The following is a 24,625-nucleotide window of genomic DNA, read 5'->3' on the forward strand; positions in this document are numbered from 1 at the left end:
TACCCCACCCTTCTTTTTTCTTTTAATTATCTAGATGTACCGGCTGTTTGTTTAGCATCGAAATTCCAAGTAAGTTTTAGAGAATCTCCTTGGAAAACATTTTGATCACCATTATTAACAAATTCGAACAAAACGGAGAATTCATCACTTGTTTTTGATTTAAGACCATCAGGCTCTCCACCTAAAATCCAACCGAGCAAATCTCTTTCCACAACGTCTGTTTGACTTAAGGCATATAATGTAGTTTCATGAACAACTTCAGTTCTCTTATCTTTATTAACTAGGAATTTCACTTTGATGTCCTTACCTAAATCCTTACCAGCATTAGGTAATCCGTTGTCTGTTACAACATATCCAGAAGTTAATAAAACCTTGGATACATCTAATGATCCAGTGTTATTTAATTTAAATGTTCGGAGCATTGTATCTCCAGGTTTTAAATTGGAAACGTCAATTATTGCATTAGCTTTATCATTTCCTTGTACGTTAATATCTAACGTACCATTAGCAAAGTTACTAACATTTGTTTCAACATCATTAAAGTACGCATATGTACCTCCACCGATGAGTGACAATCCTAGTGCTGCTGATGCTACGCCCAAACCTAATTTCTTTTTAATACTCATTTTCTTTTCCTCCTCTTAATCCCTTTATTTAGATATAAGATTCGTTCTTATTAACGAACTTACAAATTGAGTATATGACAAAATAACGAACTTGGAAAACCTCAAATTCCTTCAAATTTTCTTAATAAAGAACATTTTGACCATAATTCTTTCTGTTTCCTCCCATTTTCTTACTATTTTGTATTTTATAAAGAATTAATTGTTCTTTATAATGTATTTATCCAACTAGACATAAAGTGAATTAAATTTAAAGGGGTATGGTCCATATGATTGGGAAAAAGATTAAGGAGATGAGGCAGGAAAAAGGTTTTTCAATCAGTGAGCTGGCAAAGCTGGCAGATGTGTCAAAGTCGTATATAAGTCAGCTTGAAAGGGGATTGCAAACCAATCCTTCTCTTCAGTTTTTACAAAAGGTTGCTATTCCCTTAGATACTAGTATTGACGATCTGTTAGAGGATCTAAAGTCACAAAACCAGTTTGAGAAAAGTCTGGATGATGAGTGGAAGACATTGATTCAGCAAGCCTTAAAAGATGGCCTAAAAAAAGAAGATTTCCAGGAATACTTAAATTACATAAAGTTTCAAGCCTGGATGAAGAAACAAAACTACAAGTAAAATAGGTACAAATCGATTATGTAAAAACCCGAAAAAGGATATGATAAGACTTCCTTCGTCGGGTTATTTGCTTAATTCTTTTTTAGTTTCCCATATCCATTGACTGATGGTCCTTAACATCTACAGACTTAAGGGTAAGACTCTTTGTTAAACGATCCTTTTGGCCTGCTTTTATAGCATCTGCATGCTCTTGGGTAATGGTTCCGGCTTTGACTGCGTCATCAACGAGTTTATTTTCAACATCCTTTAGCTTTTGTAAGAATTCGGCTTTCGTCATTCCCTTATCCTTCGCAATTTGCACTAATGTTTTCCCTTTGTTCATTTCTTCTATTATTTTAATAGGTAAAACATTAAATACTTGTGCTGCTTCACTTACCACATTCATTTGCGATAGGCGGCTCCTGCGAATGGTATTTCCGGTTGATCCTGTCTTATTCTTTGACTTGGGTGGGGAATATTGGCTCATTATGGCTTTTGCATTGACTGAAGGTGGCTTGTTTTTACCCTTAGCAAAGGCAGTATTATTATTATGCCAAGCTGTTGCAACTGTCCCCAGAATTAGCAGTAAGGCTATAAAAACTGAGACAATCAATTTTTTGTTTTTCATTCATAAACCTCCTTAAAACAGATCTCTTACCTTAATGGCAGGTTCATCCTTAGTGGTCAGCTGCGAATCGACTACTTTTGTATATTCGCAGCCAAGCCTCTGTCACCTAACTCAATTCTTCCTTAAGGTGTTAGGACACTTATTACATTTGACCATGTGGAGTTTCCAATTTGATTTACAGCACGCACTCTAATATAGTATGTTTTCTTCTTAGTAAACCCTGACCTCGAGTATAGCGTCCCAGTACTGCCAGTATTATAGGTTGATACATTTGTAGCAAATGTTGAATCAGTCGAAAATTGAACATCATAGCTGCTAACTGTACCTTCAGGAGCTGTCCAAGTGACCCTAATGGTATCACTTGTAGTACCGCTGGTTACAGTTGCGCCCGCTCCCGTTGGCGCAGCAGGCACAATCGTTATCGCCGCTTGAACTACATTGGTATAATCCGAAGCTACACTACCATTTACTGCATTCACTCGATAAAAGTAGCTAGTTCCAGCTTCTACAGTAGTGTCTGTGTACGAAACCGTTGTTGCACTGCCAGTTTTCAAGCCCCGTGAAGCGATTGCAGTGAAATTTATCCCATCTGTTGAACGTTCAATTGTAAATGCCGTCTCATTCAACGATTGGTCTATCCACGTCAGCTTAACACCCGGCCCAAATACCACACTAGCTGTTAGATTGCTAGGAGCTGTAGGTGAGATATCCGAAATGGTCACACTTGATGTGTTTGAATAAATAGATTCAACTGTTCCATTGACTGCTTTTACACGATAGGTGTATGTCGTCCCTGCTTTGAGATTAGTGTCTGTTAACTGGGTACCTGTCGGCTTTCCTATTACGGTAAAGTTCTGACCATCCGTTGAACGTTCAACAATATATCCGGTTACATTTGTTGCATTATTTTTCCAGGTTAAGTTCACACTTGCCCCTGACTGTGCAGCCGTTAAATTACTTGGTGCTGCCGGGAGACCTGGTGTGGTAACTGCATTAGAAGGAGTTCCTCCAGTAAGGTAGGAAATTGGATCAAGCTTATCGGCTGCTGTTGCGGCATTAAAAGCATCAACTCTATACGAATAAGTTGTAGTTGCTTGTGCGGTTGTATCAGTGTATTTTGTATTATTTGTTAATACCGATCCTATTTTTGTATACGTTCCAACTTTACCGTTTACAACCTGTGCACGCATGATATTGAAGCCGATCTCGTTAGAGGAATTACCCAATTTGGTCAAATCATAGTTGTCATTCGTAAGAGGTACTGGCGTTGGATCGGTCCAGGTTAAATCGACTTGTCCTCCGTTAGTCCTTGTTAAACTTAAGGTAGATGCGCTTGGCTTTGTGTTGATAAAGTTAAATTTCATGGTCCGCATCATGTCATTTTCCTCATGTCCTAATAAATGACAGTGCCAAATATATTCCCATGCAAAGTTTGTCATTTTATTGGTTACAGTTACCGGGTTTCCAGTCAGTGGATCGACATTCATAAATTGTCCAGTTGAGCCTAGCGGCATGGTTGGATCTAATGGCCGGATGCTATCAGGGACACCGAATGGTAATTTAGGTGAAATCGGCCTTAGAGCGACAATTGCATCCTCCAACGGATTCATTCTGACCGTATCTTTCCAGCCTAATTCGTTTTCATCCGGGAATCGAATCGAACCATCCCAGCCCACACGGTTTACAACTTGCACATCAAACAAGTGGAAGTGCATGGCATGTGTATCAACCCCATTGTGAGTAATCTTCCAAAGTTGTGTACCGTCACCGGTTGGTGAACCTATTGGATTCATGGAATCTGTCAGGTCCTCCGTTACTGGGTCTACATACCCAAGCATAATGGTCGTTTGATTTTGGAAGTTAGTATTAGGCATTTCCACCCCAAGGGTTGAATTCATCCGCCCATAATTTTGTTCAAACTCCTCTGCAATCGCCTTCGGCTTTAGTTCTTTCGTAATCGAAGTGGAAGTTCCAGGCGGTGTAAAGGTTGAAGTGTTATCTTGAATATTAACCCATTTACGATTTGGATCATCAGGAGAATTAGGAAAAATTAGCTCTTTTTGACCTCCAGCAAAAGCCTTTGGCATTTCCGCTTTTAATTTATCAATAGTTGCTTGAGTAGTGTCTGTTGCATTTGGATCTGCCGCCACCTTAATCTGCATGACTGTCCTAGTATTAGGTCCGAACCCAGGTTGTGTTGTAGGAGCACCACCCGTATTTTCACCCGTCGCCGACTGATCCTGATCCCCTGTGTAATAATCATACCGTGGATCAAAAGCTGGAACAGGTGCCGGTGCATCATTATAAAGAATAAGTGTCTGACCGGCATACTTACTGAAGTCGACCACGACATCAGCTCTTTCAGCAGGTCCTAGTAATAAGGTTTTTTCGGATACGTTTAAAACCGTAATACTTCTTCTGCCATATTCATAGTTGACAGGTTGATTTTTAAGTATGGCCGGATTTGGTAAGAAGCCGCTGTCATTTCCGATTTGAATCATTTCTGGGCCAACAGTCGATGGGTCTGGGACTCCGCCATCGCGGCCATCACTTGGCCAAGTCGATGGGTAACCTGTTTTATGAACTGCATCCACCATACTAACTTCACCAGCATCACCGTCGTTTAATGTGCCATCAGCATTCCACATCTCGCCATTGGACTTAGCTTTATAGAATTGAAGATTCCACATTCTATCATTTGCAGCATTCAGGATACGAAAACGGTAGGTTTTTGGATCCACTGTTAAGGTTGGATAGGCGGTACCGTTTATGACAGGGGTATCCATGAAAGCTTCAGGAGAGGTCGATACATTTGGTGTCCCTGGATTCATTGGTGCTTGCCCAACTTCGCCATCTAACGGATTTGTGATTGGACCGTTCTTCAAACCTGTATTTGGCGGCCAGAACCATGGACCATAATCCCACCTGCCCATTGGGTTTGCACCGGATAAGGTATAAGGATTTTGGTTTGGCATGTAAACATGCGGGAACCATAAATTACCCTGTCCCCCCCATTTATTAGTATCCCAAGTTGGATCGGTTGCTTTCAGCTGGGTATCAGAAGGAACAAACGTTTTGTCTTCAATGATTAATGGGATTTCACTATTTCCACTAGGGATCACTCCTCGGTCGATTAAATCTTGTTCGACCTGATCTCTAATGAGATAACCTGCGGCCTCACCGCCATAGACATTTAACCGAGTGAGCCCATAACTATGATCATGAAAAAACATTAACCTTGCACTTTGCTGGTTAGTATAAAAGAATGTCTGCGATCCGTCACCTGGATCGGGCATATCTGGTACATTCCGAACACTGACCCCTTTTGGATATGGGGTATCTTCTCCAGCCGGTGTAATCCACTGGTGTGGAGTACCATCACTAATCCATGGAGTTATTCCACCATGTAAATGAAGCGTAGCACGGTTTTGGGTATACATATTGACTCCATCCGGCCCCATCCCTGCCCCCATAAGACTTTCATCTACAGGCAAGAATAAATCTCCTCCACTCCCGGTTGGTAAATCATTCGTAAATTTAATTCGAACTGGCCGATCCTTTTTCGCAACAATGACGGGACCAAGATAATTTGGTTTTTTAATAGAAGCATCTGTTGTATTTGTTTGCCTATAGCCTCTAAGCTTGGTGGGTTGTAAGTCACTATGCATTTGTTCTTCATACTCTACTAAAGAAATTTCATAATAGTCTGAACCAGGATAGGTTGTGGTATCCGGAACAGCAACCGGGAGATACTGTCCAAGATTATTTTTATTTGCTTCACCTAATCCGGGTAATGTATCCACAAATTTCCTAATACCTGTTCCAGCAATGTGATTGCCGTTTGAATCAAATTCCGGTAGCTGGCTATTTGCATAGTTTGGCGTTGTCCAATAATCTGGAGTCCCGCCTGGAACACCCGTTGCCGCTAAAGCTCTAGATACCATCGAAGAGCTCCCCCCAAATGGAGTTACCCCCACTGCTAACAAACCTGCCAGCAGCCCTAGTTTAAGTTTCCGTCCCGCTACTTTCGCCTTTTTAAACCTAACCATAGCACATCAGCATCTCTCCCTAATATATTTTTATATCTTTTCATGAACCAAACATCGCTCTTTATTCCCGATTGTAAAGATGTCAGATTCATCACTGCCACCCACTAATTGTTACGGGCTTGCTCCCAATACGTTTTAAAATCTAGTTTTGTTGATATACCTTGAGCAGAATTATCTGTTTCTAAAGGTAGTTCTACTGTAAAAGCCAATAATTGTGCCTTCCCAGGGGCCGTTGTAATTCCAAAACTGTTTACATCGGCGGAATTATTCAAATCCGCCAAATTTGTGCTGTAAAGGTTGGTAACCTTTACGATACCATCATTAATTTGCGCACCAGGAACCGCCATGATATCATTCATATATTGCATTAAAAAGACATTTTCTGCTTGTAAAAGTTGTCTTTTGGTATTAGGGTCATGTGTTGGGTCTCCATCTGGATTTTGTGCTGCCCAAGCCTTATAACCATCATTTAAATAATTCATAATTTTATCCATTTGTGTGGCATTCAAATTTGATACATTACCATTTAAACCAACTGAGTTAAACCATTTCACTTGCCAAATAATTACCTTTGCCTGTTGGGCAAATTTTTGATTATCTGCATGATTGCTTCCAGCTGCATCAGCCACAGAAATTGACTTCAATTTTGCTTCTAAGTTGCCGTCGTTTTTCAAGAATAAGCCACGGGTTTGTTTATCCCCTGGAGCCCAAACTCCTGTAGGATTAATTCCTGGAGTATCTGCATTATTATTGGTGTAAAACATCGGTCCATTCGTAGGTACATCATCTCGATTAGATGAAATATGAAATTTAGCTGCTGTAAATTGGTTGTTAGCATTCGTTGCCGTGCTTGAAAATAAGGCAAATGTTGCCCCGCCGACAGCCAACCCTATTCCCAACAAACCTGTTAACGACAATGCCATCAGTTTTCTTCTTTTATTCATTCCGTGATCCTCCTTTAGTAGGTCATAAAAGGTCGCCAATCTCTACGCCTTCTTTAGAACTTGGATTTAATCCCAGGTAATTGGTCCAACTTCCTCATTACTTCCGTTGTATTCCGTATTATTTCGAGCTTGAACGGCAGCCACTACCACATTGAATTTTCCAGTTGTTTCTTGGTAGCTGTTATCTGCATTAATTGGAAATTCATAGTCTATTGAAAAATCATACGTTTCTCCAGGTGCTAATTTAATTACATCAGGAGAGTATGTTAAAGTAAGCGGTGTAGTACCTTCAAAAATACTGCCATTTTTAGAAGCATCTGATGCCGCCGTATCAATCTTTACCCATTCATCCAGTGTCCCATCATTTTTCACCTTCATCGTTAATGTGTTTGAATCCCCTGGTGCGAGATTGTCAAAGTTAACTTCTTGTGATGCTAGTGATCCCTCAGTAATGTCAGTTACAACAACCGTTCCTGCCGTAAAGGTGTTTCCTAAATTAGTAGTCGTCGAGTTGAACAATGCAAATGTTCCTCCGCTGATTAAGGCCGCCCCCAAGACTGTTGTAAAAATTGCTCCGCCAAATTTCTTTTTAATACTCACACAAAATTCCTCCTTTTCCCTTTTTTCTTTTTTAGGTTTCAAATCCTCTATATTGAATCGCATAAGTCCCGAAGAACTTAGTGACATCAATCAATTCCAACCATCCTTATGGTTGAGGACTTTCATTCTTAGAATCCATTGATTTAATAGATTTCCAAATCGAGAGAATCGACCGAATAATCATTAAAACCCCTGGAACAATCAGTAACAAAATAGCGCCTAGATTAGATTTCACAAGAGATAGTACGTACCCAACAAAAGGAATGGTAAAGTGATCGTATTTTGCAACAACATTTGAAATAGGAACAGGGGAAGGATCATTTCCATCGTTATGATCGCCTTTTGTCATATACTGGATTGAAGAATTCACGATTTGGACCTCGATAATTCTGTGAGTAATCAGTTGATTAGGGTCATCCTTAGTCTTAAAGGTAATAATGTCCCCTTTCTTAAGCTTTGTGGGATTCTTAACGGGTGTTACAGAGATAATCGAACCCGTTTTAATTCCGGGCTCCATTGACCCAGATAAGACCGTCAAAATTTCATGTCGCAAAATCTTTGGACTTCCTCCTGAAAGCTTGGAAGAAAACACCATAAATACAACACAAACCAGCACTCCATAAATAAGAAAAGTAACAAATCCACTTACCCACTTTTTAGTTTTTGTCATTTTATTACCATCCTTTTTATTAAGGGAATTGACATTCAAAACCTCCAGTAAATTTGAATGAAATTTACTGGTAGGGACCAATAACTTTCTATATTCCAATTCATTTTGTTCTATTTAACGAACTTTATGGCAATAGTATATTCGATTTATTTCGAATAATATAATTCCAATTTTAGCCATTTTTGGTCAAAAAGTATTGTTTTTAGGTATTATACTAATATTCTCTTGAGTTTCCTCACGATAGCTTTTTTTTTATAAAAAAATAACATCGATATAGGAGAAACTTTATTCTTAATTCTTAATTTTCCTTATAATATCAACATTTATTAGATGTTAAAGCTAATTAAAGCAGACAACCTAGTTTGTCAGGATTTCAGTAACATTTTATTTATCAATATAATAATAGTGTTAATATCGCTAACTAATATCTTCCCTTACCGCTCACACTAAAAATTTTATTTCAAAAATATTACATAATATTTTGTTCTTTATTAAGAAAAAATAGTGCCCTATAATGTAATTGTGCATCGAGAAAGATTGTGATTCGAAGCCAAAGGAGAAGAGGCTATGATTGACCAAAAAATTAAGGAGTTGAGGAAGAAAAAAGGCTTTACAATATCAGAACTGGCTAAGCTAGCTCATGTATCAAAATCGTATTTAAGCCAGATTGAACGGGGATTACAGAAGAACCCTTCGCTAAACTTTTTAAGTAAAATTGCCATCCCTTTAAACACTAGCATTGAGTACTTGTTAAAAGGGGAGAGTGTTTGTGATTTGGATGATGAGTGGAGGGGATTAATCAAGAAAGCGATGGAGGAGGGAATTGGAAAAGAAGATTTTATGGAATATATAAATTTCTTAAAATTCCAAGCATGGATGAATGACCAAAATAAATAAAACAGCATAGCCCCCATTCCATTTCTGCCGAATGAGGGCCTTTTCTTAACAAATCCTTGGAAACATCGTTCCAGATAATCTCGTTAATAGCCGTTTGGAACCTAGCGGAGTTTCTAAAAGCAATTGTCCTTTTCCTTTGCCAATAATGCTTCCGATCTCGACTGCATCCTTGCCCTCAGGGAATTCCCTCCAACAGTTAGAAATGCATCAGCTTCAGGGATACTTTCTTCATCAGCCATCACGTATTCCCCTTTATAGTATTTTAATACTTATTTCATGGTAGCTTCATTTTGGTAGCCAGATGCTGCTAAAGTATAATGCTTTTTACGACGGATTTGTTCCCATAAAAAAGACCTTAAGAAACTAAGTTTCTTAAGGTCTTTTGGGACTTCATTTATGCTTCGACTACTTCTTCTTTTTCTTCTTCTTGTTCTTCTGCTTGCTGCTTCTTTAATCGTTTTCGATAAACGAACTTCGATAAATTAATACTTACTTCATATAGAAGCAAGAGTGGCAAAGTTACGACAAAGTCAGACATAAAGTCCGGTGGTGTAATGACAACCGCAATGATGATGAGAACAAAATAAGCGTACTTACGGATTTTTGCCAAGACAAACGGATTTATAATACCCAGTGAAGTTAAAAACATGACAACTACTGGAAGTTCGAACAATACCCCGAATGGAAGGGTCATATTTAAGATAAAACTAAAATATCGTTCTGCTGTGAAATTGGTGACAAACATATCCTGTCCCATATTCACCAAAAAGTCTAGTACCATTGGAAATATTGCAAAATACCCAAATGCTAGACCGCAAATAAATAAGAGGAATAAAGCAGGAACATAGGAAAGAGTGACTTTTCTTTCAACAGGCCTTAATGCTGGCTTAACGAATATCCATATTTGCAATGCTAAGACAGGAATGGTGCCTGCAATAGCTACAATACCAGCAAGCATGAAATAAATCCACATAATATCACTAGGTCCGAGAACGAGCAGCTTCGTATCGCCGACAAACCATTTATAAATATCGTCAACATAAATAAAACCCACGATAAAAAAGACCACAAATGCCAGAGCAGAAATAATGATTCGTTTTCGTAATTCCTCTAAATGATCAACTAAATTTAATTCTTTATCTTCCATGTACTTCCCCTGCCAATTTCAAAGGTTGAAAAAAAGAACGCGAATCATACTCACAGTCAGTAATGGAAATGTAAGCTACTAACAAAGTGAGATTACCATGTTTCACGCATCATTATAGTTATAAACTTCGAGAGAAAAAGGTGCAAGACATAAAATCTTACACCTTATTTAGTCAATTTTTTCTTTTCTTCGTTAATATCTTCCATCACATCATCCGTAAGTTCACGGGTTGATTTCTTGAATTCTTTTAACGTCTGACCGAAAGCTTTACCGATTTCCGGAAGTTTCTTTGGTCCAAAAATAATTAGAGCAAGTGTTAATATTAAGATTAATCCGGGTATTCCAATATTTGAGAACATGGATTTACATCCCCTTCAATTGTTGTATATTACTACTATGATTATAGTATTGATAAATCCTTTTGCGTTAATTTTTAGCAATAATTCATAGTAATTTCACATAATCACATAAAAATTACTTATATGTGACTTTTAGCATTTTCATTCCCACTAGTACTATAGACAATTTATCAATTACAATGGATTAAGTCAATGTTTGAATTGTTAATTAAATTTTTAAAATATTTTGACAACAGAATTTTTATTGCATATAATTTGAACAATAGAGACATATACTAATGAAAATTAAAACCAATGAATTGGATGTGATGATGATGGAATTTTCACTAAGCAGTTATGATAGTGCCATGCCAGTTGAGGTAACAATTGATGATGACAATGGAAGATATACCATTCGTAAAAGTGACCGAAGTGGAGAATACTTCAATAGTCCCAATGAATTAATTGCTTGGGTGAAATCTCATTTCCATGAGGAAGAGTTTTGCCATCCACAAGAATTCAGAGGTATGCTAAAAAAAATGGCAGAGTATGAAAGTAACGGAACATATTTGTGAAACTAATTTGGGAATAGTAAATGAGCACCAGTTGGACATCTACTGGTGCTCATTTTAGGTTTACCATCCCTTGACTCCCTTACTGAGTCTTCCGTTCATAAATCCTAAACTCATAATCATAAGGGTTTTTTTCATTTTTTATCCCTTTTTCAGTAGAGATACAGGCCCACTGATTAGAATTAAATTCTGGAAAAAAGGTATCCCCGTCAAAGGTTTCATTTATGTATGTAATGTATAATCGATCTACATATGGAAAAGTCTCTCGAAAAATTTCTGCGCCGCCAATCACAAAGATTTCATCATTTCGCTCCCGACTTTCCTTTACAAACTCGTCAACTGAATTAAAAATGGTACAATCTTCACATCTATAGTCAGACTGGCGGGTTATCACAATATTTTCCCTTCCGGGCAGAACACGCCCAATCGATTCATGGGTTTTTCTCCCCATGGCGATAGGGTGGCCCATGGTTACTCTTTTAAAGAACTTCAAATCCTCGGGCAAATGCCATGGAAGTTGATTTTCTTTCCCTATTACCCGATTTTTATCCATAGCTACGATAAAGGAGATCATACACTCACTACTCCTTTAATGTGTGGATGTGGGTCATATCCTTCTAATGTAAAATCTTCATACTCAAAAGAATAGATATCTTGTACGTTTGGATTAATTCTTAAAATTGGTAATTTTCGTGGTTCCCGTCCCATTTGAAGTTTTATCTGCTCAAGATGATTTTGGTAAATATGGACATCTCCAAATGTATGAATAAATTCACCTGGTTTTAAATCACATACTTGTGCGATCATTAACGTTAACAGCGCATAGGATGCAATATTAAACGGGACGCCAAGGAAAACGTCTGCAGATCGTTGATATAACTGACATGACAGTTTCCCATCTGCTACATAAAATTGAAACAAGCAGTGGCATGGCGGCAGGGCCATATCATCGATTTCCGCCACATTCCAAGCATTAACAAGCAACCGGCGTGAATTTGGATTTGTCTTAATTTGCTCTATTAATTCGCTGATTTGATCAACGGTTTTTCCAGTAGCCCCTGTCCAAGAACGCCATTGGTGTCCATAAACTGGCCCCAACTCACCATTCTCATCAGCCCATTCATTCCAGATCCGCACCCCATTTTCCTGAAGGTACTGAACATTCGTATCTCCTTTTAAAAACCACAATAATTCGTGAATGATCGATTTTAAGTGTAACTTTTTCGTTGTTAAAAGCGGGAAACCTTCCTCTAAGTTAAATCTCATTTGATAACCAAAAGTGCTAATCGTTCCCGTACCTGTCCGGTCACCCTTTACGTTACCATTTTTTAATACATGCTCACATAGCTCTAAATATTGTTTCAAGTTCGACACTCCTATCTTTACGTTCTTTTTATTTTATCACAAACCTAGATTTGCATTTAATTAAATTGATACAAAGAACAGGAATGCGGGGGGATTATATTGAAAAAGAAGCTGCTAAGTTTGCAGCTTCTCCCAATAAACGTTAAACCTCTAAACCAAAGTTTCGGCAAAGTGCGGCCAATCCGCCGGCAAAGCCACTGCCAACAGCGTTAAATTTCCAATCACCATTGTGACGGTACAGTTCACAAATCACGACTGCTGTCTCTACTGAGAAATCTTCACCAAGGTCGAACCGTAAAATCTCTCGTCCGGTTTCTTCATCAACCACCCGTGCAAAGGCATTAGAAACTTGACCAAAATTTTGATTCCTTACATCGGCATCATGAATGGTCACGGTAATCGCAATTCGGTGGACATGGGAAGGAACTTTACTAAAGTCAATTATAATTTGCTCATCGTCCCCGTCCCCTTCACCTGTCCGGTTATCACCTGTATGTTCGACTGCTCCTGACGGATGGACTAGATTATTATAAAAAATAAAGTCAGAGTCCTGAAGCGCTCTACTATTGGCATCTGTTAAAAATGCAGAAGCATCCAAGTCAAAGTCATGCCCGCCATGGTAACGATTAGTATCCCAGCCTAGACCAACAATGACCTTTGTTAAACCAGGATTCGTTTTTGTTAAGTCAATTCTTTGCCCTTTTGCTAAGTTAATACCCATTTAGATCACCTCGTACTGAGCTAATTATGCGAAATTTTCAACTTTGAGGATTGTCCAGCTCCAGCGCCCTAGCGGCTAGTGTCCTTCGCTCTCCGCCCTACGATAAGTCAAGCACGAATGCGCCTCCGGCTCTTCGTGTTTCCTTTATCGCGTTTAACGGGCAGTAGATTCTCAACTGCCCGTAAGAACCCGATCGGTTCAACTAACAATCAGCGAGAAAAACATTCGCTGATTGAAGTTTCACCTTATCTCAGTTGGAGCGCTCCAGGCCATACGCCGCTGACCAGGGCGCTTACGCTTTTCTTATTTAACTATACGAACGAACGACTTCACTTAGGCTGGCAGCATTTGTACCGCTGCCAATTGCTGCAAATTTCCAGTCATTTCCGTGGCGATAAATTTCCCCAGTTACCAGGCATGTCAGCCCGCTATAATTATCCGAAAGATTATAATGGATTAATTCTTGATTATTGCTAGGATTCACAATTCTAATAAACGCATTTTGAATCATCCCAAAATGCTGTTTTCTTTTAACACAATCATAAATATTGACCACAAATACAAGCTTTTGAATATGTGACGGTACTCTGCTCAAATCGACCACGATTTGCTCGTCATCGCCATCTCCATCACCCGTCAGGTTATCGCCTGAGTGCTGGACGCTGCCATCATTGCTTTTTAAGTTCCCAAAATAAATCACATCTTTATTGTTTTGAAGTCTGTCATTAGCACCAAGCATAATCACGGAAGCATCACAGTCCACATTGGCACCTCCGCCGCCGCCGAATAACCCGCCTAACAAACCGCCGCCCTTTCCACTTTGAACGGGATCCCAGCCTAATCCTACCAAAATTTTTGAAAGTCCTGGGTTCCCTTTTGTTAAATCAACACGTTGACCTTTTTGTAAATTAATCGCCATTTTCATTCACCTCATATGATTTTTAGTAGATCATCAACAAACTAGTTATTATGATTGTTTTATTTTCTTGAAGTTTTCCTGCAATTGTTCTAGACGTTTTGTCCCTTCAATTCGAGCGCGTTTGTTCTCTTCTTCTATCGCTCGTGTTTCCTGCATTCCTTTGATGATAACATTCCAAGATTCTTCAATCGTCTCAATTTTAATACTTGGACCACCGGCAAGTCTTGCAATATCGGTACTTTGCTGGGAGATGTTCTGGGCATTTTTAAGGAGCATTTCATTCGTCCGGCGATCGAGTTCACTCATGGATTCGGCCACTAGCTTTTGTCTTTTAGCCGCTACCGCTTGAATTAACCCATTTTTAAAGATAGGTATCGTTGTTACAAAAGCCGAATTAATTTTTCCAATCAGCTTCGTATTTCCTCTTTGTAATAAACGAATTTGCGGTGCTGTCTGTAACGAAACCATTTTCGCCATTTCTAAATCGTAAATCCGCTGTTCTAATAGTTCAATCGCATTCTTCATGGAATCCAACTGCATAGAAGCCAGCTGATCTCCTGAAGCAACACGTGCTTCCAGCTGGGGAAGTTGATTATTTTTCAAATCCTCCACCTTTAATTCACCAGCAACAATATATTTTTCTAATGTTAAATAATATTGGTAGTTTTGCTCGTACATTTGCTCCAGCATGGTGGTAGAATCAACCATCTCATGCTGATATTTCGAAATTTCAATATATACCTTATCAATTTCGGAACCCATAGTCTGATATTTTCCAAAAAGCTTTTCAACCATTTTTTCGCCCTTTTTAAAAAGCTTGCCGAAAATCCCTCCTGATGTCTTTTGGAAATCCTTAGCATCAAATTTATCCATAATGCGGCCAAGCTGTTTCAAGAGTTCACCTGAATCTTCTACCTTGGTTGTCCGCATATTACTTAAGATTTGATCTGAAAAACGAGAGATTTGTACCGCTGGCTCTTTTCCAAATTCCAATATTTGAATTTGGTCGCGCTCATCAATACTGCGGGCTAAATTTTGAATTTCTGGTTCTTTACGAAGCGCCAGTTTAATATCTGATACTTTTGCTTCTGTCAGGACATCCCCTGTGCCTGCAGGCGTTAAACCGTTGGATGGATTAGGTGATAAATTCACTGTTTAATCTCCCCTTAAATTTTTTAAGATTCCTTGTAAAAGCCCTTTTTTGAAGAGTGAAGGCTCTTTAAATTCTAAATCAAATACAACATCATCAAGCCAGTGTTTATCAAACAAACGGTCATCAAGATAATTTTCGATATCGTTATGCCCTGGTGGATTGTACAAGATGATATCTATTCCAAATTGATTAAGAAGCAGCAGCAGTGCCGCATCCGACCTTGATAAAGGTCCGGTTGCTTCGTTGTTGTAAATAATTAATTTCGGAACATGCTGGGAATAATCAAATCTTTCCATCAATTGAATAATATTTTTTGGCATAAACATGGCCTGAGTGAATAAGTACATTTTCACTTCCTCAGGACTTTCCGTCGGTAAAGGCTTTAAACCAGGTTTTTCACAAATTCTCCTGACAGCACTGGCAATGCCTTTTTGTAAACCGTTTGCTAAGAAGGAATAGGGCCAGTAATGTGCTTGCATCATTTTTTCTGGGACCACTAGTCCATCCTTTCCAAGTGCATTCCGATAATGGAACCGGAAATCACTCGTGTTTGGAATGGTATAGGGCAATCTCCTGATTAATAAACTATGTTCCAATTGACTGAGCGATTGAAGTCTGTCCCAATATTCTTTACGGTTTTTACTAACTCCTTGTACTTTTGCAAAAACAGACGGTATTTTAACTTGTCCATTCCCTACAAAGAAATCGGGGCGAACCATCGCAATTTCTTTACTCAAAATAAATAACTCATCATAGGTCGTTTTCAACGTAATCGACGATGGAGTGTAGTCCCTTAGCTGCCAAGGCTTGTAAAGACCCGATCCCTCTTGATTTAGAATCGTCTCAATCTCTTTTGAGGCTCGGTAGGCAACTGTCGTTTTCCGACTGCGTTTTTGCCTTGGGAACGGTTCAGCAGGCTGTTGATTGGGATATTGATGGGTGAAAATTTGCTCATCCATTACTCCTGATAAAATATCTTTACCTTCTGGATGAAAAATAACAATGTCACAGCCAAGCTTGATTAAATAGTATAAAAAATATTGATGACTCTTTTTGAAGTCCCCGTACCACAAAAACTTCGGCATTACTTTTTGCGGATCAGCCTGCTCTAATTGTGATTGTAAATGGTTGATTGACCACTTGACTATGTCCACTAGAACACGTCTTAGCTCATGATTCTTTAGCCCTGTCGGTTCCTCCATTGCATATAGTTCGAGTGTAGCAATCATCGCTTCTCTAAGTTTCCGATGAATGACTGGCACCTTTGATTTTAATATTAGCTGCTCCCCATCCAGAAAGGCCGTAAAGCGATTAATGGACAGCTTTTGTTCATTATTAATATTGATGACTTTTTGAATGGCCTGAAAGTGAATATTATTAATTGTTTTATCAAGCGACTCTTCGCTGAGTAGATTCAAGTTCCATTCCTTATTGTGAACATAATCAAACAGCTGGTTATAATAGTCATCCGTATCAATCGGAGTTCCTAAAAACTTTCCTACCACTTGCCCAATTTGTATAGTTCCATTTTCCACTGAATAATTTGGCCGTTCAGGCAGTGATTTCTTCAGCATGCCCTGCCAATTTTCAAATGAAAGGGATACAGGACGGACGTTTAACTGATTTAATGTTGGATACATTCATAATCCCTTCCCTCTATAAGCGAAAGCTTTATTTAGAAAAAAAGAATCAAACCGAAGATTTGTTCACTCCTTCGCACGAATAACGGTATGCATTGTCGCGCTAATGGAAGCTCTCCTTTTCTACTAGCAAATTATGTAAGGTTTCCTTATCATCATATCACAGTTAATTAATTGGTTCATTTGTTTATACGTATGTCCTAAAAAAATGTTTCATTATTTTCTATTCACCTTGCTTTTTTCACCCTTTACCCTGTCCTTACATACTATTTGAATACGACAGTTAAGTAGGTGACCTGAATGAGATTTTTATATAAACGTCCAAGAATCGAAGATGTTCAAGAAGAATTAAATTTACTGATGGAAGTGATGGTTTCAGACGTATTTATCTATTTAGATTTATTCGTGTTCAGCATGGTCTTTACCCTGCTTTTAACTCCAGTCTTCCATTCACTATCCATGTCCATCCTATTCTTTTTAGCAAGCTACAGTTTATTTTCCTGTTTTTACCATTTTATCGTTAATCGAAAAGTAAAAAAAGGTTAAGCATGAATTAATAAATTATGAAACTGCTGGAGAATTTCTTCCCCCGATTTTACTCCTATATTCTCAGTAAGAAAATAGTTATTGGTGCCTGACACCTTTGTTAGCAAGCTGGCGAGCTCTCCGTGGTTTGGCACAAAACGGTATTGGCAGTTCTGCAGAAAGTCCCAATCAAGGATTGAATCACCTGCACCTGCAAACGCTCCCATCCCTTCAAGCTGGCAAATATAATCTAGCGCACTTCCTTTACTGATAGCCTTAGGAATGAAGTAGAGCTTTCTCCCTTGCAAGGAAATCCTCCAGCCATGGATGGCTGCAACCTCTTGAATCACCTGAAGCTCAGCTGCAGTTGGGAGACAATTTAATATGTAATAGAAAAATAAGCTTTCGGCCTGCTTCTTTTCCCCATCCAGGTGTATTTCTTCCCTATTGATAATAGAAAGCAATTCTGGTTGTGAAACAGACTCTGAATGTAAACTTTTCTCTATATGTTTAGACCATTCGACCAGGGGTTTTCCCTGTACAAGGATGGTTGCACCATTAGATGTTATGGCATATTTAATGGGAATCTCTCTTGAAAAAATAACGAATCGGTTAAATTGTTCTGTTGTCCTTGTGGTTACTGGAATAAATAAGCTAAGACAGGAGAGCTCTTTTAATAAAGTAAAGGAGCTTTCTGTCATGTATCCAATCCATTTGCCGTCTTTTTGTTCAACGTGTTTGAGGTTGATCCCCTCAAATCCTCCAAGATCCTCCAGGGCCCGTCTCGAATACATTAATGTCCGGTCAAGGTCAGAAGCAAAAATCATGCTTGCATCCCCTTAACGGATTTAATTAACCCACAGCATAAGTATTTCATATTGGGATATGCCACTACTTCGACTCCTCTTTCTTTTGCAAGCATCAAGATGTGTTGAACATATGGACTAGAGGGATCACGTAATAATATTCTCCAAGGTACACGGCGAAGAAGGACTCGGGTTGTTTCCCCTACACCCGGCTTTATAAAATGAGTGTTTTCTATGGCAAATTCACCTTGAATATTTTTCACATCCTCCATCCCTAAAAACTCTGCTTCGATCTTCTCCTTGCCCTGTTCAGAGGCAATGGCAAAGGCTTCCTTCGAAATAACTGAAAATTGATAGGTAATCAAGTCGATAAAATCATTTGAAACATCCGCATCACGTAACTCCTGGTAAAACTTAGCGCCGTGGAAATCATTCTTACTGATGTACTGCTTATTTAGGACAGTCCTGCTTACAAGCCCTGAGACGGTCGAGTTTAGACAAGCACTCGGGATTAAAAAATCCTCCCTTGTTCCAAAAAGGGTAGTGCAGTAGCCGGGATCGGCAAGGACGGCGAGTGTATCGTCAAGTCTAATTCCCCATTTCTGTTCGTATTGTTGACAAGCCTTCGTTAATTCAATCGATATGGCTCCTTTGCCGGTCCAGCCATCTACAAATTGAATCCTACCTTCCGGATGTTCATTAATAATATATTGGAGCGCATTTTCATCGATTCCTCGATCGCGTATAATCGATATACTATAATGGGGAAGGGAAACGCCGTAACGCATTTTAATATATCTTTTAATTAAAATTCCAACGGGAGTACCTGCCCTTGCAAGTGAAACGAGAACAGTTTGCTTCCCCTTGATCCGATAGATTTGTTCTGCCACTATCCCTACACACAAGGCCATTTTTTGTTTATAGACATGCAGAGTTTCCCAAAATAAATCCACATACTCCTTTGGCGGCTGATATTCAATCGGCAAGGATTCACTATAATGCCCTCCAGATTGGATTCTCGACTCCCGATTAACAGCTGAGTCTTCCAGCTTAATTTCACTTAAATCCTTTAATAAGAATAGAACATCATCCTCATGATAGGTTCCTATTTTAGCTGGTTTGTTGATTTTTTGCATATACTTCACCTCTGTCTATCGAAAAAAAGACGATTTTAATAGTTTTAATCGCAGTCTTTCCTAGTTCGCTTAGCATTGGCATCAGCTGCTCGTGATCTATTTCCCGTTCGAAAAAGATAAATAATTCATCATAATGTCCCGGTGGAATATTGTAAACAAAATAAGGAACGTCTTGGTCCTCAGGGTTGAAAAAATCCAGCCCATATCTTGCCCCATACCCTTCCTTATTTTCAATGAAGATTGGGCTTCGTGTAGTAGATTGAAAATAGATGCCATTACCCATTTCAGCCGCTAATTTCATCGGCAAATACATAAATTCACCAGTACCAAGGCAAAGGGTCTTTTGACCTGTCCTTTGTTGTCTTAAGTACTTGGCAGCAGCAGAAATACTTCCCTGAATAGAACTGTTTTCAAGGCTCGACATACCAAAGCGGCCAGTCTCTGATATAAATGGTGCCTTTACCTGCCTAGAAGTATAATTGGTAGCTGTAAAAAAGGCGCCAAGCTTAAGTATGTCTATTTGGGAATCTCCAGGTTCGTTCATCCTTTCATGAATAGTCCGTTCCTCTATTTCACGGCGTTGGTTCACTTGTACATGACCAGATAAAAGGCTGACTACATTAATTTTGATACCTAGTTTCTTTTCAAGTAAAGAAAACTTCTGCTTATTTTCCTTAGAGCGCCAATCTAAAATACTGACAACGGTGTATTCTTGTCTTGGGTATTTCGCTTGAATGGATTGAATAATATTTATTGCTGTTTTACCAGTAGTGATTTCATCATCAACCAGGATAATTTCTCGATGATGATCAATCATGTCTAAAGGGATATAACAGCGATGGGAGGTCGCATGTGAATGCTCCTCTTCAAAGGTTATTTCGGGATGCAGTCCCCTAATGTCTTCTCTAGTGGTATGAAAGAAATCAGCCGCTTTGAAGTTTTCAAAAAAGGCATGTCCCAGAGCAGTGGCTGTTTCGGCAAAACCAATGACAACAGGATTAATGCTTGTTGGAATAAACGCTTGACTTGTAAAAGAATCACCCGCAAGAAATAACGATAATATTTTATCTTTTTCCGAACATTCTAATCCCTTAACCATTTCAACATATCTAGCCGCTAGAAGAGCACCAATCAATAAGCCCTTATTAGGGTCGATCGGCAAATGCTTCCCTAGTACTTTACTAACAAACAAAAAGGAGCGCTTCTTATTAATTCGGGCCGCCATCGTAAATAATTCATCCATCGGAATCTGATAGGGACTTTCATTTACCTCTAGCTCCACATCAATAGAGTCTAAGATGCTAAACGTATACTTCTTTTTTGATAAGGTCAATGTTTGTATATTCTTCATGTAACACCCCGTAAAGCTGTGATTTTAAAAGTATTTTACTAGCCCAATAAAAATGTGGTTTAATTTCGTTCATTTTATTTGCGAAGTCACTTTTCATAACCCCTATATTCCCATTGCCTGCTTTGATAATATTTCTAGCATCACAATATTCTTCGTAGGAAACCACATTAAGCGCCTGTACGACTTTTATATGTGAGGGATGTATAATGGTCTTTCCTGTAATACCATTACTAATATCCATAAGAACCTCACGAATTAAACCATCCATATTTTCATCTATTAATTTGGCTCTCCACTTTAGCCCTTCATCCCCATATCGTTCACGAAATGGGGTTTGGCGGAGTTGAGGTTTCAGCATCCTATTATGAGAAGAAAAATATTCCCAGACTGGACCCGATACCACATATGGGCGATCAAACCGTTGAAAGACATTGATAATATCAGCGATACAATCCCTTAGTACGGCAATATCATATACGGTAGTGTCCACGCTCCGGCGAATCCCATACAATCCACTAAAGTCCGTTGCTCCTATCCGAACATTCAAAACATAATCGCTATAGCGATCGAGAAGATGCTTAATGTTCATCAATTCTTCTATTCTAGTTTCTTTTTGGATGACCCTGGCTGATTCTAAAATAGGCATTGCATAAAAAGGATGCGATTCTGAATGAATTTGGCGCACCACTTCTAATAATTTTTCGCCATTCTCCGCACTAAACTTAGGCAGGACTACCCCGGTTAATAGATTTGTTGCCGTCCCCAATTGTTCTGTAACCCGTTTGAATTGTTCAAGGTTTCGAATCCGAATAAACATAAGCGGTAAATCTTCGAAACTTAAAAACCCTTTTTTTACTTCCTCATTTAACTTTACTACTTCCCCAACAAGCATCCCTTCTGCTCTTGTTACTTCTGCATCACCTACAGCATCTTCTAGATCGATAACTAATGATGTTAACCCTTCATGCTTCTTTGAAAGAATTTCTTGGTGGATATTTGGACGGGTAGCTGGCATATAAAGTGTGGCACCTAACCCATACGACAGAAGTTCACGGTTTGTGTATTTAGTAAACTTCTCTGGCTTACGAAAGAAATACCGTCTAATTTCATCCTCGTAAAAATATGTAAAAAACTCCATAAACTCTTTCTCCCTTTTTAAAAATAAAAAATAGAGGAGACGGACTCTCGTCAGCTCCCCACATTTTTTTAAAGCTTAGCTTATAGATTGTTTTCCTTGCTGGTTTCTTTTTTCTTATTAATATTGTGAACAATGAAAGTGGCTCCAAAAGTAACTAGTAAAATGATGAAGAACGTTACGTGGCCCATGTCAATTCCACCGACGGCAAGGAGCATTTTAGCTGCAATAATAAGAATTAAAATATAAGCTGTTGTTTCCAGCTCGGGCACACGGTCGATTAAGGTTAAGAACACACCTGCGACCCCGCGCATCATTAACACACCCAGCATACCACCAATTAATAAAACCCAAACCTCTTCACTAACACCAAATGCCGCTAGGACGCTATCAACTGAAAAAGCAATATCCATTAATTCAACTGCTGCTACTGTTCCCCAGAAGTTTCCAAATAAACGAATTAACAGACCAGATTGATTTAATCCTCCTTCTTCATGTTCCTCCTCTCCAGATTCTTTTCGTTTATCAAGGAAGTACTTAATCGACAACCAAGCCAGATAGCCTGCACCTAATATTTTGACCCACCACAGTTTGATTAGGAACACACCAATTCCAATGGCGATAAAGCGGAACGCATACGCTCCTAATAAGCCATAAAAAAGGGCCTTTTTTCGTTTTTCAGGTGGCAAATGTTTTACCATTACTGCCAATACTAACGCATTATCAGCCGAAAGTAATCCTTCTAGAATAACTAGTGTACCAATTAATCCCCAGCTGACTGGGTTTGTTAAAACTTCCCCCCACATTTCCCAATTAAAGAACTGAGAATAAGTATCCAAAATATGTTGTAAAACCGTCATTAAAAAAATTCCTCCTAAAACCCGACCATATTTTATAAAAAGACCTATTGCTAGGTCCCTTTAGTTTCTATTTTCTTAGCCTATTGATAAACCAAAATCTGTTGCTAATGCTGCTAAACCACCTTGGTACCCACTGCCAATGGCACTAAATTTCCATTCACCATTGTGACGATACAATTCGCCAACAACAATAGCTGTCTCTATGGAAAAATCTTCACCTAAATCATAACGAATTAACTCTTCACCAGTAGCTTCATTAAAGATTCGTGCATAGGAATTAGATACTTGACCGAAATTCTGATTTCTACTATCGGCCTCATGAATGGTAATTGTAAAAGCAATCCGCTGAACATTTGCAGGGACTGTAGTGAGATTGATTTTTACTTGCTCATCATCACCATCACCAGCACCTGTACGATTATCGCCCGTATGTACAACAGCACCACCTGCACCTTGTGGATTATTGTAAAAAACAAAGTCAGTTTCATTGGTTACTTTTCCATTTTCGCCCAAAAGAAAGACAGATGAATCAAGGTCAAAATCTTTCCCGCCATCATATTTATTCGTGTCCCAGCCAAGGCCAACTACAACATTTGTTAGACCTGGATTTGTTTTTGTTAAATCAACTTTTTGACCTTTTGATAAGCTTACTGCCATTTTTTCATTCCTCCAATTAAGGTAATAGTCTATTTACGAGTTTCTCTTAAAAAGGTTTCAATTATTATAAAAAAATTTTTCATTTCCTTCTTTTGTTGTAAAATTGTTAACTCATCCATTTCGGCGGCGTATTTTTATCCCAAAAAATAGATCCCAATTCATGGTGGTTTTGAAATTGATCATGATAGGTGTGGTAATGAAAATTAAACCAATAACCGGATTGTGGCGGATTATCCCTTCTCACATGAAAACGTAAAATATCTTTCCCAGAAACACTATTTTTTATATTAAAAATTTTCTCAGAGACTCCTGGACCAGGCTGTTCGGTAATTGTAAGGTTTTTTAAATCCTCTTCGGGAAATTGAAGAGCTGTTTCTTCTACTGCTTTTTCAATGTTTGGTAGTATGACCTCACGAAATTCATTTTCAATCACTGGTTTAATTTTCGTTCCGAATTTTTGGTAGGATTGGACTTCTGCCTGCTTTATTAGTTCTTCCATAAAGGCTTCTCTATTAAACTCTGATTCTTCTTTAATACTATTGGGCTGATTAATACTGTTTTCAGCAGCAGATGTTTCGAATACATCACGGTCAGAGATCGTTTCAGCATTAACATGATTGATTAATTGTGTTGGCGTAACCAGCCCGAATGTTAGTATAGAAACCATCACAAAAAGAGATTTACGGAGCCACTTATTCATTCTTTTCACACCTTTATACGTAGAGATTTCTGAATTTGTATGATCTTATTATACTTCTTTTTTTGAAAAAATGGAAAAATGAGATTATACTTTTTCAACTAAATGTTTTATATAAAAAAAATAGACGTCTAATGACGTCCATTTAGCAATGAGTTTCCAATGCATTCATTAAATTTTCCATTACGGATTCCATTGGCATGCCTTCAATATCATGTCTTGGAATAAAATGAACAACTTTTTTATCTTTTATTAATGCCATAGATGGTGAGGATGGTTCTATTCCCTCAAAATACTCGCGCATTTTTGCAGTGGCTTCTTTATCTTGACCGGCAAAAACAGTTACAAGGTGTTCTGGCTTTTTCTCACTATTTAAGACTGCTTGAGTGGCAGCAGGACGTGCTAACCCAGCAGCACAACCACATACGGAATTTACCACTACAAGTGAGGTTCCCGCTGTTTTTTCCATAAAGTCCTTCACTTCTTCAGGTGTCTTTAATTCTTCGAAACCTGCTCTCGTAAGTTCTTCACGCATTGGCAAGACCATTTGTTTCATATATTCTTCATAAGCATTTGACATCATTAATCACTCCATT

At 38.6% G+C, this 24,625-nt stretch carries 27 protein-coding genes; 4 read left to right on the forward strand and 23 right to left on the reverse strand.

The window, feature by feature from the left end; genetic code table 11:
• Positions 1 to 26 precede the first annotated feature (26 nt).
• Positions 27 to 626, reverse strand: coding sequence for a TasA family protein (locus AC4E8C_RS15120; RefSeq protein ID WP_490207485.1), 600 nt, complete (start codon positions 624 to 626; stop codon positions 27 to 29).
• A 266-nt stretch (positions 627 to 892) separates the two neighbouring features.
• Between AC4E8C_RS15120 and AC4E8C_RS15125 the strand changes: the two genes are divergently transcribed.
• On the forward strand, positions 893 to 1,240 hold the full coding sequence (locus tag AC4E8C_RS15125; protein WP_490207486.1) for a helix-turn-helix domain-containing protein: 348 nt from the start codon (positions 893 to 895) through the stop codon (positions 1,238 to 1,240).
• A gap of 82 nt (positions 1,241 to 1,322) precedes the next feature.
• Here AC4E8C_RS15125 and AC4E8C_RS15130 read toward each other — a convergent pair whose 3' ends face one another.
• From AC4E8C_RS15130 to sipW, 5 genes are all read right to left on the reverse strand, one after another.
• On the reverse strand, positions 1,323 to 1,847 hold the full coding sequence (locus AC4E8C_RS15130) for a hypothetical protein (protein ID WP_490207487.1): 525 nt from the start codon (positions 1,845 to 1,847) through the stop codon (positions 1,323 to 1,325).
• 122 nt (positions 1,848 to 1,969) lie between these two features.
• Complete coding sequence (locus AC4E8C_RS15135; RefSeq protein ID WP_490207488.1) at positions 1,970 to 5,896, reverse strand: fibronectin type III domain-containing protein; 3,927 nt, start codon at positions 5,894 to 5,896, stop codon at positions 1,970 to 1,972.
• A 104-nt stretch (positions 5,897 to 6,000) separates the two neighbouring features.
• The gene (locus AC4E8C_RS15140) at positions 6,001 to 6,840 is read right to left on the reverse strand and encodes a hypothetical protein (protein WP_490207489.1); all 840 of its coding nucleotides are present in this window, start codon (positions 6,838 to 6,840) and stop codon (positions 6,001 to 6,003) included.
• Positions 6,841 to 6,906: 66 nt separating this feature from the next.
• The gene (locus tag AC4E8C_RS15145; protein WP_490207490.1) at positions 6,907 to 7,440 is read right to left on the reverse strand and encodes a TasA family protein; all 534 of its coding nucleotides are present in this window, start codon (positions 7,438 to 7,440) and stop codon (positions 6,907 to 6,909) included.
• A gap of 106 nt (positions 7,441 to 7,546) precedes the next feature.
• The gene (gene sipW, locus AC4E8C_RS15150; RefSeq protein WP_490207491.1) at positions 7,547 to 8,110 is read right to left on the reverse strand and encodes a signal peptidase I SipW; all 564 of its coding nucleotides are present in this window, start codon (positions 8,108 to 8,110) and stop codon (positions 7,547 to 7,549) included.
• Between the two features lie 567 nt (positions 8,111 to 8,677).
• Here sipW and AC4E8C_RS15155 point away from each other — a divergent pair.
• Positions 8,678 to 9,007: a helix-turn-helix domain-containing protein gene (locus tag AC4E8C_RS15155; RefSeq protein WP_490207492.1), complete on the forward strand. Its 330-nt coding sequence runs from the start codon at positions 8,678 to 8,680 to the stop codon at positions 9,005 to 9,007.
• A 113-nt stretch (positions 9,008 to 9,120) separates the two neighbouring features.
• Here AC4E8C_RS15155 and AC4E8C_RS15160 read toward each other — a convergent pair whose 3' ends face one another.
• The 3 genes from AC4E8C_RS15160 to tatA all read right to left on the reverse strand — a co-directional run bounded on the left by AC4E8C_RS15160 (position 9,121) and on the right by tatA (position 10,513).
• The gene (locus AC4E8C_RS15160; protein ID WP_490207493.1) at positions 9,121 to 9,246 is read right to left on the reverse strand and encodes a hypothetical protein; all 126 of its coding nucleotides are present in this window, start codon (positions 9,244 to 9,246) and stop codon (positions 9,121 to 9,123) included.
• Positions 9,247 to 9,401: 155 nt separating this feature from the next.
• Positions 9,402 to 10,154, reverse strand: a complete 753-nt coding sequence (tatC, locus tag AC4E8C_RS15165) for a twin-arginine translocase subunit TatC (protein ID WP_490207494.1) — start codon at positions 10,152 to 10,154, stop codon at positions 9,402 to 9,404.
• A 164-nt stretch (positions 10,155 to 10,318) separates the two neighbouring features.
• Positions 10,319 to 10,513 (reverse strand): twin-arginine translocase TatA/TatE family subunit, encoded by a 195-nt coding sequence (tatA, locus tag AC4E8C_RS15170; protein WP_490207495.1) that lies wholly within the window; start codon positions 10,511 to 10,513, stop codon positions 10,319 to 10,321.
• Positions 10,514 to 10,791: 278 nt separating this feature from the next.
• Here tatA and AC4E8C_RS15175 point away from each other — a divergent pair, with 278 nt between their 5' ends.
• A complete protein-coding gene (locus AC4E8C_RS15175) occupies positions 10,792 to 11,067 on the forward strand; it encodes a hypothetical protein (RefSeq protein ID WP_490207496.1) in 276 nt (91 codons plus the stop codon).
• A 79-nt stretch (positions 11,068 to 11,146) separates the two neighbouring features.
• Here AC4E8C_RS15175 and AC4E8C_RS15180 read toward each other — a convergent pair whose 3' ends face one another.
• The 6 genes from AC4E8C_RS15180 to AC4E8C_RS15205 all read right to left on the reverse strand — a co-directional run bounded on the left by AC4E8C_RS15180 (position 11,147) and on the right by AC4E8C_RS15205 (position 16,862).
• The gene (locus tag AC4E8C_RS15180) at positions 11,147 to 11,638 is read right to left on the reverse strand and encodes a dihydrofolate reductase (protein ID WP_490207497.1); all 492 of its coding nucleotides are present in this window, start codon (positions 11,636 to 11,638) and stop codon (positions 11,147 to 11,149) included.
• On the reverse strand, positions 11,635 to 12,429 hold the full coding sequence (locus AC4E8C_RS15185; protein ID WP_490207498.1) for a thymidylate synthase: 795 nt from the start codon (positions 12,427 to 12,429) through the stop codon (positions 11,635 to 11,637). Before AC4E8C_RS15185 ends, AC4E8C_RS15180 begins: the two co-directional genes overlap by 4 nt.
• A 142-nt stretch (positions 12,430 to 12,571) precedes the next feature.
• Positions 12,572 to 13,150, reverse strand: a complete 579-nt coding sequence (locus tag AC4E8C_RS15190; RefSeq protein WP_490207499.1) for a TerD family protein — start codon at positions 13,148 to 13,150, stop codon at positions 12,572 to 12,574.
• 307 nt (positions 13,151 to 13,457) lie between these two features.
• Positions 13,458 to 14,069: a TerD family protein gene (locus AC4E8C_RS15195; RefSeq protein ID WP_490207500.1), complete on the reverse strand. Its 612-nt coding sequence runs from the start codon at positions 14,067 to 14,069 to the stop codon at positions 13,458 to 13,460.
• Between the two features lie 48 nt (positions 14,070 to 14,117).
• Positions 14,118 to 15,221, reverse strand: coding sequence for a toxic anion resistance protein (locus AC4E8C_RS15200; RefSeq protein ID WP_490207501.1), 1,104 nt, complete (start codon positions 15,219 to 15,221; stop codon positions 14,118 to 14,120).
• A gap of 3 nt (positions 15,222 to 15,224) precedes the next feature.
• The gene (locus tag AC4E8C_RS15205; RefSeq protein ID WP_490207502.1) at positions 15,225 to 16,862 is read right to left on the reverse strand and encodes a YceG family protein; all 1,638 of its coding nucleotides are present in this window, start codon (positions 16,860 to 16,862) and stop codon (positions 15,225 to 15,227) included.
• A gap of 300 nt (positions 16,863 to 17,162) precedes the next feature.
• Here AC4E8C_RS15205 and AC4E8C_RS15210 point away from each other — a divergent pair, with 300 nt between their 5' ends.
• Positions 17,163 to 17,408, forward strand: coding sequence for a hypothetical protein (locus AC4E8C_RS15210; protein WP_490207503.1), 246 nt, complete (start codon positions 17,163 to 17,165; stop codon positions 17,406 to 17,408).
• Here the strand turns inward: AC4E8C_RS15210 and AC4E8C_RS15215 are convergent.
• The 8 genes from AC4E8C_RS15215 to AC4E8C_RS15250 all read right to left on the reverse strand — a co-directional run bounded on the left by AC4E8C_RS15215 (position 17,405) and on the right by AC4E8C_RS15250 (position 24,609).
• Complete coding sequence (locus tag AC4E8C_RS15215) at positions 17,405 to 18,214, reverse strand: HAD family hydrolase (RefSeq protein ID WP_490207504.1); 810 nt, start codon at positions 18,212 to 18,214, stop codon at positions 17,405 to 17,407. The two genes, AC4E8C_RS15210 and AC4E8C_RS15215, sit on opposite strands and share 4 nt — an antisense overlap.
• Entirely contained in the window at positions 18,211 to 19,329 is a 1,119-nt protein-coding gene (locus AC4E8C_RS15220) for a cysteine protease StiP family protein (RefSeq protein ID WP_490207505.1), read from the reverse strand. Before AC4E8C_RS15220 ends, AC4E8C_RS15215 begins: the two co-directional genes overlap by 4 nt.
• Positions 19,304 to 20,680 (reverse strand): phosphoribosyltransferase family protein, encoded by a 1,377-nt coding sequence (locus AC4E8C_RS15225; RefSeq protein WP_490207506.1) that lies wholly within the window; start codon positions 20,678 to 20,680, stop codon positions 19,304 to 19,306. The genes AC4E8C_RS15220 and AC4E8C_RS15225 overlap by 26 nt, the downstream gene beginning before the upstream one ends.
• Positions 20,631 to 21,818, reverse strand: coding sequence for an HpcH/HpaI aldolase/citrate lyase family protein (locus AC4E8C_RS15230; RefSeq protein WP_490207507.1), 1,188 nt, complete (start codon positions 21,816 to 21,818; stop codon positions 20,631 to 20,633). The genes AC4E8C_RS15225 and AC4E8C_RS15230 overlap by 50 nt, the downstream gene beginning before the upstream one ends.
• Before the next feature lie 80 nt (positions 21,819 to 21,898).
• Positions 21,899 to 22,675 (reverse strand): TerC family protein, encoded by a 777-nt coding sequence (locus AC4E8C_RS15235; protein ID WP_490207508.1) that lies wholly within the window; start codon positions 22,673 to 22,675, stop codon positions 21,899 to 21,901.
• A 75-nt stretch (positions 22,676 to 22,750) separates the two neighbouring features.
• Positions 22,751 to 23,332 carry a TerD family protein gene (locus AC4E8C_RS15240; protein ID WP_490207509.1) on the reverse strand — a complete coding sequence of 194 codons (582 nt, stop codon included), beginning with the start codon at positions 23,330 to 23,332 and terminating at the stop codon, positions 22,751 to 22,753.
• Positions 23,333 to 23,438: 106 nt separating this feature from the next.
• Positions 23,439 to 24,032 carry a YpjP family protein gene (locus AC4E8C_RS15245; protein WP_490207510.1) on the reverse strand — a complete coding sequence of 198 codons (594 nt, stop codon included), beginning with the start codon at positions 24,030 to 24,032 and terminating at the stop codon, positions 23,439 to 23,441.
• Positions 24,033 to 24,174: 142 nt separating this feature from the next.
• A complete protein-coding gene (locus tag AC4E8C_RS15250; protein WP_490212580.1) occupies positions 24,175 to 24,609 on the reverse strand; it encodes a BrxA/BrxB family bacilliredoxin in 435 nt (144 codons plus the stop codon).
• Between the last annotated feature and the right edge of the window lie 16 nt (positions 24,610 to 24,625).

The sequence above is a fragment of the Neobacillus sp. SRL179 genome (genome assembly GCF_984799095.1).